This is a genomic window from Flavobacterium sp. TS_SC_5, from assembly GCF_056156265.1.
The window spans coordinates 2,578,632-2,599,755 of sequence record NZ_CM149588.1; the positions used below are offsets into that span (position 1 = coordinate 2,578,632).

Annotated in this window: 10 protein-coding genes and 1 pseudogene; 10 read left to right on the plus strand and 1 reads right to left on the minus strand. The window is 35.4% G+C overall.

Annotation, left to right across the window (positions count from 1 at the left end; all coding sequences use genetic code 11):
- The first annotated feature begins 1 nt into the window (after position 1).
- The 6 genes and pseudogenes from AC0J6S_RS11230 (at position 2) to AC0J6S_RS11255 (ending at position 15,682) form a co-directional block, all read left to right on the plus strand.
- Entirely contained in the window at positions 2-8,845 is an 8,844-nt protein-coding gene (locus AC0J6S_RS11230) for a hypothetical protein (protein WP_474953890.1), read from the plus strand.
- Between the two features lie 20 nt (positions 8,846-8,865).
- Positions 8,866-10,827, plus strand: a complete 1,962-nt coding sequence (locus AC0J6S_RS11235; RefSeq protein ID WP_474953891.1) for an Ig-like domain-containing protein — start codon at positions 8,866-8,868, stop codon at positions 10,825-10,827.
- Positions 10,828-10,877: 50 nt separating this feature from the next.
- Positions 10,878-11,801, plus strand: a complete 924-nt coding sequence (locus AC0J6S_RS11240) for a PorP/SprF family type IX secretion system membrane protein (protein WP_474956355.1) — start codon at positions 10,878-10,880, stop codon at positions 11,799-11,801.
- A 9-nt stretch (positions 11,802-11,810) separates the two neighbouring features.
- Positions 11,811-13,748: an OmpA family protein gene (locus AC0J6S_RS11245; protein ID WP_474953892.1), complete on the plus strand. Its 1,938-nt coding sequence runs from the start codon at positions 11,811-11,813 to the stop codon at positions 13,746-13,748.
- A 24-nt stretch (positions 13,749-13,772) separates the two neighbouring features.
- Positions 13,773-14,288: a hypothetical protein gene (locus AC0J6S_RS11250; protein WP_474953893.1), complete on the plus strand. Its 516-nt coding sequence runs from the start codon at positions 13,773-13,775 to the stop codon at positions 14,286-14,288.
- A gap of 149 nt (positions 14,289-14,437) precedes the next feature.
- A pseudogene (locus AC0J6S_RS11255) lies at positions 14,438-15,682 on the plus strand (IS256 family transposase).
- Between the two features lie 1,521 nt (positions 15,683-17,203).
- Here the strand turns inward: AC0J6S_RS11255 and AC0J6S_RS11260 are convergent.
- Positions 17,204-17,401, minus strand: coding sequence for a hypothetical protein (locus AC0J6S_RS11260; RefSeq protein ID WP_474953894.1), 198 nt, complete (start codon positions 17,399-17,401; stop codon positions 17,204-17,206).
- Positions 17,402-17,497: 96 nt separating this feature from the next.
- Between AC0J6S_RS11260 and AC0J6S_RS11265 the strand changes: the two genes are divergently transcribed.
- From AC0J6S_RS11265 to AC0J6S_RS11280, 4 genes are all read left to right on the plus strand, one after another.
- Positions 17,498-18,136 carry a helix-turn-helix domain-containing protein gene (locus AC0J6S_RS11265; protein WP_474953895.1) on the plus strand — a complete coding sequence of 213 codons (639 nt, stop codon included), beginning with the start codon at positions 17,498-17,500 and terminating at the stop codon, positions 18,134-18,136.
- 238 nt (positions 18,137-18,374) lie between these two features.
- Positions 18,375-19,004, plus strand: a complete 630-nt coding sequence (locus AC0J6S_RS11270) for a LytR/AlgR family response regulator transcription factor (protein ID WP_474953896.1) — start codon at positions 18,375-18,377, stop codon at positions 19,002-19,004.
- A 720-nt stretch (positions 19,005-19,724) separates the two neighbouring features.
- The gene (locus AC0J6S_RS11275; RefSeq protein ID WP_474953897.1) at positions 19,725-20,315 is read left to right on the plus strand and encodes a hypothetical protein; all 591 of its coding nucleotides are present in this window, start codon (positions 19,725-19,727) and stop codon (positions 20,313-20,315) included.
- A gap of 19 nt (positions 20,316-20,334) precedes the next feature.
- Positions 20,335-21,072, plus strand: coding sequence for a hypothetical protein (locus AC0J6S_RS11280; RefSeq protein ID WP_474953898.1), 738 nt, complete (start codon positions 20,335-20,337; stop codon positions 21,070-21,072).
- The last annotated feature ends 52 nt before the right edge of the window (positions 21,073-21,124 follow it).

Consider the following 21,124-nt stretch of genomic DNA (forward strand, 5'->3'; position numbering starts at 1 on the left):
AATGGTAACCTTAGTGTTACTATTTTTTTATATAGTTACTTTTTCGCAGTCCGTCACCGTTAATTTGACTGACCACCAACCAAGTGCAGCACCTCCGATGGGAAGTATATTTGAATGGCATAGTTCAGTTACTCCAAGTGCAGGAACTAAATTATTAGGATCAGCGATAACAGCAGCCACTACAAGCACAAATTATGGTGTGTTTTATGATGCGACAAGTGAATGCTACAGTCCTGCTGCAAAAGTAGATGTGAAAATTAGTGCTTGTGGAGACGCATCAGTGAATCTTATAGGGTACCAAACAGGTTTTACTGCCACTTCATTTGAGTGGCATACAAATAGTATTGGTACCGCAAAGGTAGGAACGTCATCAGCTGTTATCGGAGGAACCTATTTTCTTTTTGATAATGTTGGAGGGACTTTAACACGTTTGAATCAAGTGGTGATTGTAATTGGTAATCCAGCAATTACATTTACAGCAACGCCAACACAAATTTTATGTAATGGTGGAACAGGAAGTGTAGCTTTAGCTTCAAGTGGTGGTACAGGAACATTAACATATACAGGTTCAGCCACAACTTCTTTAGCAGCCGGAAATTACAGTTATACAGTAACAGATGCCAATGGATGTACAGCAACTGCAAGTGCAACAATCAATGCAGAACCATCAGCAATTACATTTACAGCAACGCCAACACAAATTTTATGTAATGGTGGAACAGGAAGTGTAGCTTTAGCTTCAAGTGGTGGTACAGGAACATTAACATATACAGGTTCAGCCACAACTTCTTTAGCAGCCGGAAATTACAGTTATACAGTAACAGATGCCAATGGATGTACAGCAACTGCAAGTGCAACAATCAATGCAGAACCATCAGCAATTACATTTACAGCAACGCCAACACAAATTTTATGTAATGGTGGAACAGGAAGTGTAGCTTTAGCTTCAAGTGGTGGTACAGGAACATTAACATATACAGGTTCAGCCACAACTTCTTTAGCAGCCGGAAATTACAGTTATACAGTAACAGATGCCAATGGATGTACAGCAACTGCAAGTGCAACAATCAATGCAGAACCATCAGCAATTACATTTACAGCAACGCCAACACAAATTTTATGTAATGGTGGAACAGGAAGTGTAGCTTTAGCTTCAAGTGGTGGTACAGGAACATTAACATATACAGGTTCAGCCACAACTTCTTTAGCAGCCGGAAATTACAGTTATACAGTAACAGATGCCAATGGATGTACAGCAACTGCAAGTGCAACAATCAATGCAGAACCATCAGCAATTACATTTACAGCAACGCCAACACAAATTTTATGTAATGGTGGAACAGGAAGTGTAGCTTTAGCTTCAAGTGGTGGTACAGGAACATTAACATATACAGGTTCAGCCACAACTTCTTTAGCAGCCGGAAATTACAGTTATACAGTAACAGATGCCAATGGATGTACAGCAACTGCAAGTGCAACAATCAATGCAGAACCATCAGCAATTACATTTACAGCAACGCCAACACAAATTTTATGTAATGGTGGAACAGGAAGTGTAGCTTTAGCTTCAAGTGGTGGTACAGGAACATTAACATATACAGGTTCAGCCACAACTTCTTTAGCAGCCGGAAATTACAGTTATACAGTAACAGATGCCAATGGATGTACAGCAACTGCAAGTGCAACAATCAATGCAGAACCATCAGCAATTACATTTACAGCAACGCCAACACAAATTTTATGTAATGGTGGAACAGGAAGTGTAGCTTTAGCTTCAAGTGGTGGTACAGGAACATTAACATATACAGGTTCAGCCACAATTTCTTTAGCAGCCGGAAATTACAGTTATACAGTAACAGATGCCAATGGATGTACAGCAACTGCAAGTGCAACAATCAATGCAGAACCATCAGCAATTACATTTACAGCAACGCCAACACAAATTTTATGTAATGGTGGAACAGGAAGTGTAGCTTTAGCTTCAAGTGGTGGTACAGGAACATTAACATATACAGGTTCAGCCACAATTTCTTTAGCAGCCGGAAATTACAGTTATACAGTAACAGATGCCAATGGATGTACAGCAACTGCAAGTGCAACAATCAATGCAGAACCATCAGCAATTACATTTACAGCAACGCCAACACAAATTTTATGTAATGGTGGAACAGGAAGTGTAGCTTTAGCTTCAAGTGGTGGTACAGGAACATTAACATATACAGGTTCAGCCACAACTTCTTTAGCAGCCGGAAATTACAGTTATACAGTAACAGATGCCAATGGATGTACAGCAACTGCAAGTGCAACAATCAATGCAGAACCATCAGCAATTACATTTACAGCAACGCCAACACAAATTTTATGTAATGGTGGAACAGGAAGTGTAGCTTTAGTTTCAAGTGGTGGTACAGGAACATTAACATATACAGGTTCAGCCACAACTTCTTTAGCAGCCGGAAATTACAGTTATACAGTAACAGATGCCAATGGATGTACAGCAACTGCAAGTGCAACAATCAATGCAGAACCATCAGCAATTACATTTACAGCAACGCCAACACAAATTTTATGTAATGGTGGAACAGGAAGTGTAGCTTTAGCTTCAAGTGGTGGTACAGGAACATTAACATATACAGGTTCAGCCACAACTTCTTTAGCAGCCGGAAATTACAGTTATACAGTAACAGATGCCAATGGATGTACAGCAACTGCAAGTGCAACAATCAATGCAGAACCATCAGCAATTACATTTACAGCAACGCCAACACAAATTTTATGTAATGGTGGAACAGGAAGTGTAGCTTTAGCTTCAAGTGGTGGTACAGGAACATTAACATATACAGGTTCAGCCACAACTTCTTTAGCAGCCGGAAATTACAGTTATACAGTAACAGATGCCAATGGATGTACAGCAACTGCAAGTGCAACAATCAATGCAGAACCATCAGCAATTACATTTACAGCAACGCCAACACAAATTTTATGTAATGGTGGAACAGGAAGTGTAGCTTTAGCTTCAAGTGGTGGTACAGGAACATTAACATATACAGGTTCAGCCACAACTTCTTTAGCAGCCGGAAATTACAGTTATACAGTAACAGATGCCAATGGATGTACAGCAACTGCAAGTGCAACAATCAATGCAGAACCATCAGCAATTACATTTACAGCAACGCCAACACAAATTTTATGTAATGGTGGAACAGGAAGTGTAGCTTTAGCTTCAAGTGGTGGTACAGGAACATTAACATATACAGGTTCAGCCACAACTTCTTTAGCAGCCGGAAATTACAGTTATACAGTAACAGATGCCAATGGATGTACAGCAACTGCAAGTGCAACAATCAATGCAGAACCATCAGCAATTACATTTACAGCAACGCCAACACAAATTTTATGTAATGGTGGAACAGGAAGTGTAGCTTTAGCTTCAAGTGGTGGTACAGGAACATTAACATATACAGGTTCAGCCACAACTTCTTTAGCAGCCGGAAATTACAGTTATACAGTAACAGATGCCAATGGATGTACAGCAACTGCAAGTGCAACAATCAATGCAGAACCATCAGCAATTACATTTACAGCAACGCCAACACAAATTTTATGTAATGGTGGAACAGGAAGTGTAGCTTTAGCTTCAAGTGGTGGTACAGGAACATTAACATATACAGGTTCAGCCACAACTTCTTTAGCAGCCGGAAATTACAGTTATACAGTAACAGATGCCAATGGATGTACAGCAACTGCAAGTGCAACAATCAATGCAGAACCATCAGCAATTACATTTACAGCAACGCCAACACAAATTTTATGTAATGGTGGAACAGGAAGTGTAGCTTTAGCTTCAAGTGGTGGTACAGGAACATTAACATATACAGGTTCAGCCACAACTTCTTTAGCAGCCGGAAATTACAGTTATACAGTAACAGATGCCAATGGATGTACAGCAACTGCAAGTGCAACAATCAATGCAGAACCATCAGCAATTACATTTACAGCAACGCCAACACAAATTTTATGTAATGGTGGAACAGGAAGTGTAGCTTTAGCTTCAAGTGGTGGTACAGGAACATTAACATATACAGGTTCAGCCACAACTTCTTTAGCAGCCGGAAATTACAGTTATACAGTAACAGATGCCAATGGATGTACAGCAACTGCAAGTGCAACAATCAATGCAGAACCATCAGCAATTACATTTACAGCAACGCCAACACAAATTTTATGTAATGGTGGAACAGGAAGTGTAGCTTTAGCTTCAAGTGGTGGTACAGGAACATTAACATATACAGGTTCAGCCACAACTTCTTTAGCAGCCGGAAATTACAGTTATACAGTAACAGATGCCAATGGATGTACAGCAACTGCAAGTGCAACAATCAATGCAGAACCATCAGCAATTACATTTACAGCAACGCCAACACAAATTTTATGTAATGGTGGAACAGGAAGTGTAGCTTTAGCTTCAAGTGGTGGTACAGGAACATTAACATATACAGGTTCAGCCACAACTTCTTTAGCAGCCGGAAATTACAGTTATACAGTAACAGATGCCAATGGATGTACAGCAACTGCAAGTGCAACAATCAATGCAGAACCATCAGCAATTACATTTACAGCAACGCCAACACAAATTTTATGTAATGGTGGAACAGGAAGTGTAGCTTTAGCTTCAAGTGGTGGTACAGGAACATTAACATATACAGGTTCAGCCACAATTTCTTTAGCAGCCGGAAATTACAGTTATACAGTAACAGATGCCAATGGATGTACAGCAACTGCAAGTGCAACAATCAATGCAGAACCATCAGCAATTACATTTACAGCAACGCCAACACAAATTTTATGTAATGGTGGAACAGGAAGTGTAGCTTTAGCTTCAAGTGGTGGTACAGGAACATTAACATATACAGGTTCAGCCACAACTTCTTTAGCAGCCGGAAATTACAGTTATACAGTAACAGATGCCAATGGATGTACAGCAACTGCAAGTGCAACAATCAATGCAGAACCATCAGCAATTACATTTACAGCAACGCCAACACAAATTTTATGTAATGGTGGAACAGGAAGTGTAGCTTTAGTTTCAAGTGGTGGTACAGGAACATTAACATATACAGGTTCAGCCACAACTTCTTTAGCAGCCGGAAATTACAGTTATACAGTAACAGATGCCAATGGATGTACAGCAACTGCAAGTGCAACAATCAATGCAGAACCATCAGCAATTACATTTACAGCAACGCCAACACAAATTTTATGTAATGGTGGAACAGGAAGTGTAGCTTTAGCTTCAAGTGGTGGTACAGGAACATTAACATATACAGGTTCAGCCACAACTTCTTTAGCAGCCGGAAATTACAGTTATACAGTAACAGATGCCAATGGATGTACAGCAACTGCAAGTGCAACAATCAATGCAGAACCATCAGCAATTACATTTACAGCAACGCCAACACAAATTTTATGTAATGGTGGAACAGGAAGTGTAGCTTTAGCTTCAAGTGGTGGTACAGGAACATTAACATATACAGGTTCAGCCACAACTTCTTTAGCAGCCGGAAATTACAGTTATACAGTAACAGATGCCAATGGATGTACAGCAACTGCAAGTGCAACAATCAATGCAGAACCATCAGCAATTACATTTACAGCAACGCCAACACAAATTTTATGTAATGGTGGAACAGGAAGTGTAGCTTTAGCTTCAAGTGGTGGTACAGGAACATTAACATATACAGGTTCAGCCACAACTTCTTTAGCAGCCGGAAATTACAGTTATACAGTAACAGATGCCAATGGATGTACAGCAACTGCAAGTGCAACAATCAATGCAGAACCATCAGCAATTACATTTACAGCAACGCCAACACAAATTTTATGTAATGGTGGAACAGGAAGTGTAGCTTTAGCTTCAAGTGGTGGTACAGGAACATTAACATATACAGGTTCAGCCACAACTTCTTTAGCAGCCGGAAATTACAGTTATACAGTAACAGATGCCAATGGATGTACAGCAACTGCAAGTGCAACAATCAATGCAGAACCATCAGCAATTACATTTACAGCAACGCCAACACAAATTTTATGTAATGGTGGAACAGGAAGTGTAGCTTTAGCTTCAAGTGGTGGTACAGGAACATTAACATATACAGGTTCAGCCACAACTTCTTTAGCAGCCGGAAATTACAGTTATACAGTAACAGATTCCAATGGATGTACAGCAACTGCAAGTGCAACAATCAATGCAGAACCATCAGCAATTACATTTACAGCAACGCCAACACAAATTTTATGTAATGGTGGAACAGGAAGTGTAGCTTTAGCTTCAAGTGGTGGTACAGGAACATTAACATATACAGGTTCAGCCACAACTTCTTTAGCAGCCGGAAATTACAGTTATACAGTAACAGATGCCAATGGATGTACAGCAACTGCAAGTGCAACAATCAATGCAGAACCATCAGCAATTACATTTACAGCAACGCCAACACAAATTTTATGTAATGGTGGAACAGGAAGTGTAGCTTTAGCTTCAAGTGGTGGTACAGGAACATTAACATATACAGGTTCAGCCACAATTTCTTTAGCAGCCGGAAATTACAGTTATACAGTAACAGATGCCAATGGATGTACAGCAACTGCAAGTGCAACAATCAATGCAGAACCATCAGCAATTACATTTACAGCAACGCCAACACAAATTTTATGTAATGGTGGAACAGGAAGTGTAGCTTTAGCTTCAAGTGGTGGTACAGGAACATTAACATATACAGGTTCAGCCACAATTTCTTTAGCAGCCGGAAATTACAGTTATACAGTAACAGATGCCAATGGATGTACAGCAACTGCAAGTGCAACAATCAATGCAGAACCATCAGCAATTACATTTACAGCAACGCCAACACAAATTTTATGTAATGGTGGAACAGGAAGTGTAGCTTTAGCTTCAAGTGGTGGTACAGGAACATTAACATATACAGGTTCAGCCACAATTTCTTTAGCAGCCGGAAATTACAGTTATACAGTAACAGATGCCAATGGATGTACAGCAACTGCAAGTGCAACAATCAATGCAGAACCATCAGCAATTACATTTACAGCAACGCCAACACAAATTTTATGTAATGGTGGAACAGGAAGTGTAGCTTTAGCTTCAAGTGGTGGTACAGGAACATTAACATATACAGGTTCAGCCACAACTTCTTTAGCAGCCGGAAATTACAGTTATACAGTAACAGATGCCAATGGATGTACAGCAACTGCAAGTGCAACAATCAATGCAGAACCATCAGCAATTACATTTACAGCAACGCCAACACAAATTTTATGTAATGGTGGAACAGGAAGTGTAGCTTTAGTTTCAAGTGGTGGTACAGGAACATTAACATATACAGGTTCAGCCACAACTTCTTTAGCAGCCGGAAATTACAGTTATACAGTAACAGATGCCAATGGATGTACAGCAACTGCAAGTGCAACAATCAATGCAGAACCATCAGCAATTACATTTACAGCAACGCCAACACAAATTTTATGTAATGGTGGAACAGGAAGTGTAGCTTTAGCTTCAAGTGGTGGTACAGGAACATTAACATATACAGGTTCAGCCACAACTTCTTTAGCAGCCGGAAATTACAGTTATACAGTAACAGATGCCAATGGATGTACAGCAACTGCAAGTGCAACAATCAATGCAGAACCATCAGCAATTACATTTACAGCAACGCCAACACAAATTTTATGTAATGGTGGAACAGGAAGTGTAGCTTTAGCTTCAAGTGGTGGTACAGGAACATTAACATATACAGGTTCAGCCACAACTTCTTTAGCAGCCGGAAATTACAGTTATACAGTAACAGATGCCAATGGATGTACAGCAACTGCAAGTGCAACAATCAATGCAGAACCATCAGCAATTACATTTACAGCAACGCCAACACAAATTTTATGTAATGGTGGAACAGGAAGTGTAGCTTTAGCTTCAAGTGGTGGTACAGGAACATTAACATATACAGGTTCAGCCACAACTTCTTTAGCAGCCGGAAATTACAGTTATACAGTAACAGATGCCAATGGATGTACAGCAACTGCAAGTGCAACAATCAATGCAGAACCATCAGCAATTACATTTACAGCAACGCCAACACAAATTTTATGTAATGGTGGAACAGGAAGTGTAGCTTTAGCTTCAAGTGGTGGTACAGGAACATTAACATATACAGGTTCAGCCACAACTTCTTTAGCAGCCGGAAATTACAGTTATACAGTAACAGATGCCAATGGATGTACAGCAACTGCAAGTGCAACAATCAATGCAGAACCATCAGCAATTACATTGACAGTAACGCCAACAGCAATAACTTGTAACGGAGGAAATTCAACAGTAACCGTATCTGCAACAGGCGGAACTGCACCTTACACAGGAACAGGAACATTCACGCACGCTGCAGGACCTTATTCTTATACCGTAACCGATGTTAATGGATGTACAACTACTGCTATAGGTACAATTACAGAACCTTCTTTAACGACAGCACCTGCGTTAACTGCATATACTATTACAAACACATGTCCGTCTGTAACAGTAAATCTTAGCGCTTTATTCATAGGAACGATAGCTACAGGCTATGAAGTAGTATGGTATGACAATAATTTAACTAATCCACCAACAGGATCTTCAGTAGTCGATCCATCGAAGGCTGCGCCAGATAGAACCTATTACGCATTCTATAAGGAAACAGCAAGTACTTGCAAAATTAGCAGTGAAGCTTCAACAGGAGTAGTAGCCACTCAATCTGGTACGTGTTGTCCAGCAGGATATGTAGCACCAATTTTACGCTAATTTATTTTAAAATAATAGATATGAAATTTTCTAAAATGAATGTACAAAAATGGTTTTTAACTCTTGCAATACTAGCATTTAGTATTGCAGGGTTTTCTCAAACTACAGTAGATTTAAATCAGCACCAGCCATCTGCAACGGATCCAACTGGTAGTGTTTTTGAGTGGCATAATGGTACTCCTGCAAATCCATCAAATTTAGTAGCTCCGGGTAATGTCAGTAATGCTGAAGCAGGTGCTTATTATGGTGTATATTATGCGCCTGGTAACTGCTACAGTCCAGAATCTAAAATAAGTGTCGCGACAAATAGTTGTTCTGCAGTTACGGTGGATTTATCTACTTATATGACAGCAGCAAATTTAGAATGGCACACTAATGCTACACCTTCATCAGCAACGAAAGTGACTGATTATGTGGTAGCAACAGCAGGATCTTATTTTGCTTTTACATATACTTCAGGAACTTACAGTTCAGCTATGGCTCATGTCGTGGTAAGCATAGCGAGTTGTGCTGATATGACAGCTCCATTAGCACCGACAATTGATACGGTTACAGCCAATGCAAACGGAACGATCTCGGTAAGCGGAACAGCAGAGCCAGGAAGTACTGTAACAGTAACGTTCCCTGATGGAACAACAGGAACATTCTTAGCAGATTCACTAGGGAAATACGGACCAGTAACATCATTGAGCCCGCAAACTAGTGGAACAATCAAAGCAAAAGCTACTGATGTTTCCGGAAATGTGAGTTCTGATGCAACTGTCCCTTATAAAGATACAACAAAACCATTAGCACCGACCATTGATACGGTTACAGCCAATGCGAACGGAACGATCTCGGTAATCGGAACAGCAGAGCCAGGAAGTACAGTAACAGTAACGTTCCCTGATGGAACAACAGGAACATTCTTAGTAGATTCACTAGGGAAATACGGACCAGTAACATCAGCAACGCCACAAACAAGTGGAACAATCACCGCTAATGCTAAAGATGTTGCAGGAAATATAAGTTTGCCGGCTACAGCTTTATACAGTGATACAACAAAACCATTATCGCCTGTAATTACGTTGCCAATCACTTTTAATGCAAACGGTACAATTTCAATATTTGGATCAGCGCAACCAAACAGTGCGGTAATAGTAACGTTCCCTGATGGGACAAATGGATATTTTATGGTAGGTGCAGATGGCAAATTTGGCCCGGTAACATCAGCGGCACCGCAAGGAGACGGATTTATCTCAGCTACAGCTACTGATGACAAAGGAAAAGTAAGTTTGCCAACGACTGTAGTAGTAAAAGGAGGAGGTATTGCCTTAATCAAAACCGGTGTTGTCATTGATAGCAATAATGATGGTTTTCAACAAGCTGGCGAAACAATTACTTATAGCTTTACGATAGTAAATACAGGTTTGGCACCATTAATTAATATTAAAGTGACAGATGTTTTACCTGGAATAAATATCGCAGGAACCCCAATTACTCTGTTAAGTGGTGAGGTTGACTCATCGACCTACAAAGGGACCTACACGATTTCGCAGGCTGATATCATTAAGGGGAGCGTTAGCAATCAAGCTTCCGTTTCAGGAGCAACCTTTGCAGGAGATATTGTAGCAGACAAATCAGATGATACTGACGTACTGGGAGATAATCCAACAATTGTAATGCTTAATGGTTGTGTTATTGAGGTATTCAATGGAATGTCACCAAACGGAGATGGTAAAAATGATATGTTGTACATAAGAGGTATTGAATGTTATCCAGATAATACAGTTAGTGTATATAATAGGTGGGGTGCATTAGTATTTGAACGTAGTAATTATAACAATAGTGATATCGCTTTTTATGGAGTTTCAGAAAATTATCTAACAGTCTCAAAAACTAAGGAATTACCTGCGGGAACCTACTTCTATGTAGTTAAGTACAGAGATACAGAATCAAAAAACTATCAAAATACAGGGTATTTGTATATTAATAAAAAATAGTAAACCTAAAGCCTAGTATTCAAATTTCTAGGCTTTTTTAAATATAGATGATGAAAATAAAAATTCTAGTTTTATTCCTGGTAACAGCAGCAAGTTTCGCACAGCAAGACGCGCAGTTTACCCAGTACATGTATAACACAATAAATATAAATCCAGCCTATGCAGGATCACGAGAAACAACAAGTATTTTTGCTTTGCACCGTGCGCAATGGGTCGGATTAGACGGCGCACCAAAGACAAGCAATGTTTCACTACAGATGCCCGTTGGTGACACAAATATGGGTTTGGGTGTGTCAATATTAAGCGATAAAATCGGTCCTTCAGACGAAAGTAACATAGCTGTAGATTTTTCCTATACAATTCCTGCATCAGAGGAATTTAAGTTGTCTTTCGGCTTAAAAGGTTCTGTAAATTTATTAAATATTGATTTTACAAAAGTGGGGCAATATGATGAGAATGACTACAGTTTTGATACCAACATAGACAATAAATTTACGCCCAACATCGGCGTAGGGATCTATTTACATTCTGAAAATGCTTATGTTGGATTATCTGTCCCTAATTTATTAGAAACTAAGCATTTTGATAAATTTGCAAATAAAGGTGCTACTAGTCATGTAGCTAAAAAATTAATAAATTATTATTTAACAGCTGGTCATGTATTTGAATTGACGAGAGAATTTAAATTTAAACCCTCCGTTCTCACTAAAATTGTATTAGGAGCTCCTGTGGAAGTAGATGTGTCAGCAAATTTCATGATGAATGAGAAGTTTGTAGCAGGACTTTCTTATAGAACAAGTAATGCAGTAAGTTTTTTAGTTGGTTTTCAAGCAAATGACTCTTGGTTTATTGGGTATGGATACGACTTCAACACGACCAGTCTTTCTAATTACAACTCTGGATCTCATGAGATTTTTTTGCGATACGAAATATTTAACAGATACACCACACTATATTCTCCTAGATTTTTTTAAAAAATTAATATGAAAATTAAAACTTTACATTTCGCTATCGGACTTACATTATTTTCCTTTTTTGCAAATGCACAAATTGTTAAATTAAATGCTGCGAATAAAAAATATGAAAATAATGCGTTCGTCGATGCAATTGCGATTTATGAAAAAGTAGCAGAAAAGGGGTATAAAGACGAAAAAATGTTTCAAAAATTAGGTAATGCGTACTATTTTAATGCTGAATTGGCAACAGCGGCGAGATGGTATACTGAGCTTTATACAATGAATAATAATCAGGAACCTGAATTTTATTACAGATATTCCCAATCGTTAAAGGCTATAGTTGATTACACTAACGCGGATAAAATGTTAGTGCTTTTTAATATGAAATCAGGCAATGACCAAAGAGCTTTTTTGTTTAAGAATCACAGGAATTATAGAGAAGAAATTAAGAATAATTCAGGTCGTTATAATATAATTGATGCGGGAATTAACACGGAATTTTCTGATTACGGTAGTGCTTTTTTTGGTGATACGATAGTTTTTAGTTCAGCTCGTATACGTGGTGCTGATTCAAAGAAGAAATTAAGGTACACAAATCAGTTAGCCACTAATTTATACAAAGTGGTGCAAATGCCTGGCGGTAGCTATAGTAAAGCTCAGAAATTCAGTGATAATGTTAATACAAATTTTAATGAGTCAACACCCATTTTCACAAAAGATGGTAAGACAATGTATTTCACGAGAAATAATTATTTAGATGGTAAGTTAGGCTCCGATACTAATAACGTTACATTGTTAAAATTATATAAAGCGACATTACTAAATGGAAAGTGGACTAACATAGTTGAGTTACCGTTTAATAGTAATCAATATAGTGTAGGTCATCCAGCTCTTAGCCTAGACAACAAAGTATTATATTTTGTGTCCAATATGCCGGGCACATTTGGTCAGTCTGATTTGTACAAAGTTATAGTAGAAGATAATGGAGGTTATTCAATTCCTGAGAATCTAGGTGCGACAATTAACACCGAGGGTCGAGAGACTTTCCCTTTCATAAGTGCTGATAATGAATTGTATTTTTCAAGTGATGGACGTCCAGGTCTAGGTGGATTGGACATCTATGTTGTGAAGATGAACAATGAAAATCGTTATGATGAAATTAAAAATGTTGGTTCCCCTGTGAACGGTTCTCAAGATGATTTTAGTTTCATTATTGATGCTAAAAGTAAGAACGGGTTTTTTAGCTCCAACAGAGATGGAGGCAATGGAAGTGATGACATTTATAAACTGACGGAAATTAGAGAAATTATTGTTAAAAAGAATATTTCAGGAATAATAACTGATCAAGATTCTAAATCTTCTTTGTCTAATACAAAAGTTAGTCTCTACGATGAAAATTTTATTTTTTTAAAAGAAAGTAGTACAGACTACTACGGCCGTTATAGTTTCGATATTTTGTGTGGAAAAAAGTATTATTTGAGAGCTGAAATGGAAAACTTCGAAACCAAAGAGATTGAAGTTATTATTGATAAAAATTGTGATGATGTTGTATATGATTTAGTTCTCGAAAAGCGTATCAAATTATTATCAGTTGGTACTGATTTAGCTAATATTTTAGATATTCCAGTTATTTATTTCCCTCTAAACCGTGCCGATATTCAAAAAGACGCTGCTTTTCAATTAGAGAAAGTACTTATTATAATGAATCAATTCCCAAGTATGAAAATTAATGTTTCTTCTCATACTGATAGTAGACATAGTGTTTCATATAATCTTGTACTGTCAAAGAAAAGGGCAAAGTCCACAGTAGATTGGCTTGTAAAGAATGGGATAAATGCTAATCGAATTATTGGTGAGGGTTTTGGAGAAAGTAAAATAATTAATAATTGTATTGACGGGGTACAGTGTTCTGAGGATGAGCATTTTAAAAATAGACGTAGTGAGTTTATTATTATAAATTTTTAATTCTTGGTGCTTTTATTTAAATGAATGAAAAAAATAATCACAATATTGTTACTGTCAAGCACATTAATAAGTTACGGTCAAGAAGCATTACAACACTATTATTATGGTACTAATGAAACTTTAGGAGCAGAGATGTATTTCCAAGTTAGAAATACAGAGAGTAGTTTTTTAGGAGTTGGTTTTTCAGGGACTTTAAAAAATAAAAATACGCAAGGTCGATGGGCTGGAAAACACATTGCAGAATATGAAAAACAGTATAAAACAAGCGTTTCAAAAGAACAGTGGTTTTGTTTATATGCGATAGGTTCTTTAGGTTATGTAAGGAAGGTTTTAGTTACAGGAAATATAGGGTTTGGGATGTATGGACAAATGATGAACTTTAAAAAGGATGATGATGTTTATCATAAGAATGATAAGTTGATATTTGATCCAATAATTGGAGCAAGTGGACAATATCAAATAACTAATGATTTTGGAGTTATTGCGGGATATGACACATTTAATGGAGTAAAGGCAGGATTTAGTATATTATTTGAATAATAGTAAATATGACAACATTTCTAACAGGTATTGGTGGTGTCTCATTAACTGTATAAGTCGTAAAGTTATTCTGATATTTTTTTGGCCGCAAAGTTCAAAAAAAGTTTTCGGAAATAACTTTTTTTCATATTTTTAAAATTTACATAGTTATGATCGACAAACACAAAATATTTAACAAAAAAGATTTCTATAAATCTTTCAAGAATGTGGATGATTTAACTTCATTTATCAAAACGTTGCACAAACGAGCTGTGGAGCACATGCTCGATGCCGAGCTCGATGCTCATTTAGACAATGAGAAGCACGACAAAACCGCCAGCGGAAATTATCGTAACGGACACAGAAGAAAAAAAATAAGGACCTCTTTTGGAGAAAATGAAATCAAAGTTCCGCGCGATAGAGACTCTTCATTTAATCCTATACTTGTTCCAAAAAAAAGAAATGTACTACAAGGCATAGAAAATGTTATTATATCGCTTTATGCAAAAGGAATGAGCATTAGCGACATTGAGGAACAAATAAAGGAAGTATATGATTTTGAAGTCTCCACTTCAACAATATCACGGATAACTAACATAATTATCACTGAAACAATTACTTGGCAAAATAGGCCTTTGGACAATCTTTATTTAATTGTTTGGATGGAGGGAATTGTTTCCAAAGTTAGAGAAGGCTCAAAAGTAATCAACAAAACCATTTATTTAGCTGTGGGACTCAACAGAGAAGGTAATAAAGAAGTCTTAGGTATGTGGCTTGGCAATAACGAAAGTAGTAGTTTTTGGATGAGTGTTATAACTGATTTAAAAGCTCGTGGTGTAGAAGATATTCTTATCACAGCTACCGATAATTTGAACGGCTTTACTCAAACAATCAGAATTGTTTTTTCTGAGTCTCAAACCCAAATATGTGTGGTTCATCAAATTAGGAATGCATGTAAATACGTTGTATGGAAAGACAGCAAGAAGTTTACTACGGATATGAAACATATTTACAACGCTCCAACAAAACAAGCAGCAGAGCTAGTTTATACAATTTTTCCGATAAATGGGATGCTAAATATTCTTATGCTATCAAATCTTGGCGTGACAACTGGGATGAGCTAACAGCCTTTTTGACTTCGCAATTGAAATCCGAAAAATTATTTTTATACTACAAATTTAATTGAAAATCTTAATAGTAAAATCTGCAAATACACTAAAAATAAAATGTCATTCCCTATAGATGATGATGTGCTTTAATTCCTATATTTGGCTCTAAGAGAAGCAACCAAGAAATAGTCAATACCAAGCCATAACAGGGGAATTGCTATAAACCAATTTACCCTTACATTTGACAAAAGGCTCCGACTTAACAGTTCGAGCCTTAACTTTTCAACTTTTCACTTTACGGGATAGCGTCTATTTTTTTTTTTTTTTCATATTTTTATTTGTTTTGGCTAAAGATTGAAGTTATTGTAAATAAATATAGTTTGCGGTTTTTAGTAGATAGCGTTTTAATGTTGTTTATTTATTTCGTGTATTTATTCGGTTTTATGTTTAGTGTGGAATGCTTTTCTATACTAGTGCGGTTGATTTAAGTAAATTGGTAGCTATTTGCTCTAATAACGAAATTTTAGTCCCCAAGCTTAGTTGGTTTTTAAAATCTTAAAAAATATTTCGGTCGTTTCTTTACCACAAAAGTTTCCTTTTTTATGCTTTGTAATCGTAATCTGTTTCAAGGAATTAATCACATTGATAAGATTCGATATCATATTATAGTCTCGGCTGGATTTGATGACTCATCGTAAACCGACTAATAAACTAACTGCTTTTTTTATACTTCAGTTTTTAACAACGATTCTTCAAGTCGGCAAAACATGTCTGTTCAAAATTCGACCTGATGCTCATACTCCGACCAATAATTATACTGTTGTCGAAATACATAACGATTCTTTAATATAGAAAACTTGATTTTACTTAAATATAAATACTGTCTGAATCATTTTTTTGATAGTTTTCTTAATGAAAATTTTTGATTGAGAATATTTTGTACAATTACATGTTTTTCTTTAAAGTTGGTAGTAACCTCGGATTTCTTGTTTAATTAAGCTTTGATATCAAAGTGATATATTTATAGTAAGGGTCATTCCACATGAATTTTCGGATAAAGAAACCCAAATCAGTAGTTGCCTCTACGCTAATAGATATGATCGCTGGCTTAAGGTTGATTAATTTTATTTTTTATTTAATCAATTATTTATTTTCTGTTTAAAACAGGTCACTATTCACTAGATAATAACTTTTTTGACTAACATATTCGACTACGTAGAGCTTCTTAATTCCTTTTATCTTTTCAGAATTCCTGATGAATGAATAATTTGTTGACTATTTTGGAAGAGATGTCAATTATTTTTTTGATATGGGACGACTAGATTTTCATTACTAAGTTTTCTTTCAAGCTCGTGAACAACTTGTTTTTCTGACTTTCTGTACATTACCATTATCTGGGAAACTTGCTTAAAATCTTCGTTCTCTTTATACCAGACACTCAAACGAGGCGCAGTAAATCCTAATTCTCCAGCCAATGACGAGCTTTATGTTCATTACAGCTCAATTTAGCGGATTTCTTTATAAAAGTGCAGTTGTAAATTTTAAGTAACTGTTCTTTAAGTTGACAATTAGAATTACTATTGTTTTTTTTAAGCAAAGGCAGTATTCAAATATATTTTATGATGACTGACTCTATAAATAGTGTTAATAGTTAGTTTCTAATTTTTGTTTAATATAGTTCTTGTTTTAAACAAAAATATTTCACTTTTTAATATTAATTCAGTCAGCTCAATGAATAATATAATTAAAGTGTGTGAGTGTAGAAAATATTTAATTTCAAAATATAAATAAGAATTTTAGTTGTTGGATAACAGTAAATTTCAAAAGTCATTTTTTAAGAACTTTTTCAATTTCTTTGACAAAATTTTCGTAGTCAATTTTTATCTTTTCGGAGGAAACTCCAAGTCGATCACCTCTCAACGATTGATGTATATATTGAGTTGAAAAACCGTATTTTTCCTTCAAACGTTTTATTACAACTGAAACATACTTATTATATTGTTTTTTTTGACTATTTTTATCCATTAATTACTTTGTTTCAAATATTGAAACAAATATATACACAAATTGTGTAATAAAAATACTAAAGTTAAACAAATTGTTTAATTTATATTTACAAATATGAATAAAAGCGAGATTTTAAATATTTTGATGAAGTATTATGGTTTTGATAAGAAAATAGAATTCGCAAATTTTTTAGGAGTATCTTCTCAGGTCTTAAGTAATTGGAAATCAAGAAATACTTTTGATATAGGTTTAATTTGTGAGAAATGTGTAGAAATTAATCCTGAATGGTTGATTTCTGGGACTGGAAACATGGTTAAAAGTAATAATTTATTAATTAAACTTAAAGAAAATAGTAAAAGAATACCCTTTGTACCTTTTGATGAAATTTCTTTATATGAAATAGATGCGTTGAATATTGATAATTTTGAAAGTAATTTTTTTATTATTCCAGCGTTCAATGATGCCGATTATTTAACAGAGGTTAAAGATCTTGGCTTGTTTCCGAAATTTACTAGTGGTGACATAATTGCTTGTAAGAAAATCAATTTATTTAATTTATTTTTTCAATCTGATAAAGTATTTAATAGTGAATATCTAATAGTTGCTGAAGATGGGACTTGGATTAAAAAAATTAAGAAGTATAATACAAATGATTTTTTTTTTCTGTTAAGTGATAATGAATTGTCTTTTGAAGTGCCTTTAGCTAAAATTAAATCTATATCAATAATATTAGGTACGATAAGATTAATGTAAAATTTAGAAAAAGTAGTAAGTAAATCTTTTTATTAGATGTGTGTTACGTTAGTAGTACACTTATGGATGTAATTTCAATATCTGGTTTTATATACATTTATCTTTAAATGTCAGCGTATATTACTTTGTGAATTGGAGTCATAAAATTTTTTTTTTATTTTGTATCTAACCTATGTGTTTATATGAGATACAGAATTAACCTCAAATTTGAATTCCTTCGGGAATCTATTAAAAATTTATGATATTACAAAACCTTACCACTACACAAGAAGAGCTTATTAACTTAGCTGTATTGAACCAAATAGTTGTTAACTATTGTGTCAGTAAAGTTAAAGAGAGTCAAGGCCTACCAATTGACAGTCTTTTTGCCCAAATAAATATTACAGATTCAATATTTATTTCTGTTGACCTTAAACCTCTAATCATGCAGGAAGTTTGTATGGCGGTTGGAAAAATCGTCAAGAAAATTGAAATGGAGACTTTTATGGGTATTTTAAATTCAGAAGAGTTTGCTATTTTAAATATGAGAAAAACTCAAAGAGAATATGTTGCTATATCTTCTGTAGATGAAATTAGTTTTCTTAAAATGGATGATATAATGTATTGTAAAGCCGATGGTAAATACACAAGATTTTTTTTGGCAAATGGAAGTTCACTTTTATCTTGTAAAAATTTAGGAGACTATGAAAGTCGTGTGCTTGATAACAATCATTTTTTTAGAGTGCACAACTCGTATATTGTAAATATGCGTTTTGTACATAAAATTGATAAAAGAGACGGCATGAGTTGTGAGTTATTGAATGGTTTTCTTATACCTATATCAGGCAGGAAGTTAGAAAAATTCAACAGGTTCATTAGGGTTAAGTAGTACTATACTTTCCTAAAAGGTGTAAGTTCTGAAAAAAAGGCTTTGATTTTCGTGATCAAAGTCTTTTTGATGTAAAGGTGTTTTGGTTTATAATAATGTTTGTATTTTATTGAGCGTTTTTTTTAGTTATCTGTAATTGTGATGAATACTTTCAACATCCTTTTATCTGTTGATAATAGCATATTATGGCATACTTTAGGGTTTTATAATTACCATTTTCAATTGAACTCAAAAGTTTAAAAGGGGTCGATTTCGATTTTTAACTTAGAAAATTATTATGTTTTCTTTCGCTAGTTGTTAAGACTTGGTAACAGCATCAGTATCTTTTGACAATAAAGAAAAAGTATTATGACATTATTTAACTATTAGGTAGTTGTTTTATAGGTATAACCGTTTGTGTGCTGGATTTTCAAAGTATTTCAAACTTGTGTTTTATAATAAAAAATTACAGTAGAGTGCTTTATCTAAAAAAATTTAATGAAGCGGATCAATAAATCTAAATATATTTGGTTGTACTTGTTTAAAAATTTTATTCTGGTCCTACTAAATTCTTTCTTTCAAAAATTTGTAATCTCTTTTTTTATCGTTTAAGACCAAATAAAAGCGATTATTACTTAACAAATACAAAGATTGCCAATCAATAATAAATTTGGTCTTGTTCATTATTTGTGGTGTTACTGTTTTAGTTTGTCAAAAGTAAATTTTTTTTAGAAGTTTAGAATGAAAAAAATATTTTTAGTCGTTATGTTATTTTTAGGTTTTTCGACGATTGCACAGTTGAAAATCGGCGACAATCCTACCTCACGAAATCCGGGTTCTTTATTAGAATTAGAATCAAATACAAAAGGACTTAAATTTTCGCATGTAGCTTTAACGGGCACCGCTGATTGGTCATTATCGGGTACACGTGTCATGGGAATGACGGTCTATAATACTGCTACTATTGGCGATGTAACTCCAGGTTTGTATACAAATAACGGGATGGTTTGGGTTAAGAATGAAGCGGCAGTAGCAAGTAGTATTCCAACTTGGAGAAGCGACTCAAATCAAAATGTTTTAATTCTTGCCACTGACGGTAATAATTTTGTTCGTACAACTTCTGCCACCACTATCACTTTTCCTGTGGCGACGTTAGCTATGCTTGGAAAAGTATTCACCGTATTTGAAGTATCGGGGGTGAATGCCCCTGGTTTTGCTGTTGCAATTGGAGGAGGAGGTTATAAAGGTGGAAATGTTCCCAATGCCAATCCAAATGCTGGTTATCAATTTGTTACGGATGGATTTGACTGGTATAACGTAGGTTCAAATTGATTATTTTACAATAAATAAAATGATAAATAAATTATATCTTACCATTGTTTTTTCTGCAATTTTTGGTGCGCTTGTAAACGCACAAATTAAATCAAATCAAACAGTTGGTAATAATTCTATTAATTTGAGTAGTCTCTTTTTAGATGCGTCGAGTTCTACTTTATGGAATGGTGCAGGTATTGGAAGCACGAATGTTGGAAAAGGTTTCGCTTTTCCTAAGGTAGACTTGTCAATATTATTATTGACTAATAATGGTACTTATCTTAGCTCCAATAATCCTAACAAATTTGACGGTACAGTTGTTTATAATACGGTAACAAGCTCTACTACGGCAAGTGGTATGTCGGTTTCAGTTAGTCCAGGTTTTTATTATTTTAGTAATCCAAACAAATCTTTCCCAACTGTTAATTCGGCTTTAGGAGGTATGTGGGTCGCTATGGGAAGCAATGCCTTAAAAAATATAACTGATACAGAAGTAACTTCATCAATTTCAGTTGATGGGACCCCTGTTTATGCTATAAAAGGGCAGTTTACAATAGTTGGTAATTCAGCGGTAACAACTATAAATCCACCTATTGGAATTACTGGAGTCTACAGGATTACTATTTTTAAGGGAACATCTTCCCTGGTATTTTCCCCTTCCGTACATTCATTCGATTTCTCAAAAACAACTGATAATTTGGTAACTGGAGATGCTATTTTTAGTCAGGTTTACCCTCTTGGAACTTATAATTTTATATTAGAATATTTCAAATAGTAAAGGTATTTTGAGTAGTGAATATTCTTTGTTCATTCCGCATTATATTCAA